Genomic DNA, 1,572 nt, shown 5'->3' on the forward strand with positions numbered 1-1,572 from the left:
GCCGCCGTGCCCGCGCCGACCGCGCCGCGCGATGTGCGCCCGGCAGCCGTACCCGCGCCGCCAGCACTGCCCAATGTGCGTTCGCCCGCCGCACCGCTGCCCTCCGCGCCGCCGGCTGGCGGGCAGCTTTCTGGCCGCGCGGTGTTTGTGCTGGTGTTTCTGCCGTTCGCGCTCGGACATTTTTTATCGAGCCTGATGCGGACGGTGAATGCCACGCTGGCGCCGCAGCTGGTGGTGGCGCTGTCGTTGACGCCCGGCCAGCTTGGACTGCTGACCAGCGCGTTTTTCTTCGCCTTCGCGCTGGCACAGCTGCCGGTCGGGATCGCGCTCGATCGCTGGGGACCGGCCAGGGTGCAGCTGCCGATGCTGATGCTGGCCGGCGTCGGCGCGCTGGCGTTCGCCGGCGGCCAGACCTTCACCCAGTTGCTGGTGGCGCGGGCGGTGATCGGGCTGGGGCTCGGCGGCTGTTTCATGTCGGCGGTGAAGGCCATCTCGACCTGGATCGCGCCGGCGCGGCTGCCGTCGGTGCAGGGCTATCTGATCGCGGTGGGCGGCTTGGGAGCGGCGTCGGCCACGCTGCCGGTGCGCCTGGCGCTGCATTACATGGACTGGCGCGGGCTGTTTGTATGGCTGGCGGCGGCCGCCGCGCTGACCGGGATTCTGATCCGCGCGCTGTCGCCGCCGCAGCCGCCCAGCGCCCGCAAGGCGCCGTTGCTGGAGGCCATGCGCGCGGTGTACCGCCATCCGGCCTTCCGCGAGACGGCGGCGCTGGTGCTGGTGCCGCACACGGTGTTCTTCGGCATCCAGGGCTTGTGGATTTCGCGCTGGCTGAGCGACGTCGCGCGTTTTTCGGAGGAGGCGGTCGGCTATCTGCTGTACCTCGGCATGGCGGCGGTGATTTTCGGCGCCATCGCGGTCGGCATGCTGACCGAATGGGCGGGCAGGCGCGGCGTGCGGCCGATCAGCGTGGCGGCGGCCGGGGTGGCGCTGTTCCTGCTGGTGCAGCTGGGCTTTGTGCTGGACTGGCGGCCCAGCTACCAGCTGCTGTCGGTGCTGTTCACGCTGGTGGGCACGGTGACCGGCATCGAGTACACCATCGTCGCGCAAAGCCTGCCCGGCGCGCTGACGGGACGCGCCGCCACCTGCCTGAACCTGCTGATTTTCCTCGGCGCGTTCGCGGTGCAGGCGGGCTTCGGGCTGGTGGTGGGCTGCTGGCGGCCCGACCTGCCGGGCCATTATCCGGCGCCGGCGTATCAGGCGGCGTTTGGGACGCTGGTGTTGTTGCAGTTGCCCGGATTGCTGTGGTTTGTGCGGCGGCGCGCGCGCAATCCGTTAGAATGGGCTTCCCATCCGACCAGTCCCTGATGACGCGATGACCCAATCTGACAACGCCTTTACTTCCCTGCCGCAGACCTGGCGCGCCTGGATCACGGAAAACCTGGACCGCGGCTGTAGCCCGCTCGACATGGCCAACAGCATGGCGCGCTCCGGGCAGCACAGCATGGCGGTGGCGCGCGCGGCGATCGACGAGGCGCTGCGCCAGCGTGCCGGCGCGGCCGGCGCGGCCGGTCC

Annotated in this window: 1 protein-coding gene and 1 pseudogene; both read left to right on the forward strand. The window is 70.8% G+C overall.

Features of this window, described 5'->3' with window-relative positions; translation table 11 throughout:
- Positions 1-6 precede the first annotated feature (6 nt).
- Positions 7-1,365, forward strand: a complete 1,359-nt coding sequence (locus GM676_RS31230; RefSeq protein ID WP_371866424.1) for an MFS transporter — start codon at positions 7-9, stop codon at positions 1,363-1,365.
- A gap of 7 nt (positions 1,366-1,372) precedes the next feature.
- A pseudogene (locus GM676_RS31235) lies at positions 1,373-1,572 on the forward strand (hypothetical protein); the annotation flags it as partial.

The sequence above is a fragment of the Duganella radicis genome, assembly GCF_009720825.1.
Taxonomy (GTDB): Bacteria; Pseudomonadota; Gammaproteobacteria; order Burkholderiales; family Burkholderiaceae_D; genus Rugamonas; species Rugamonas radicis.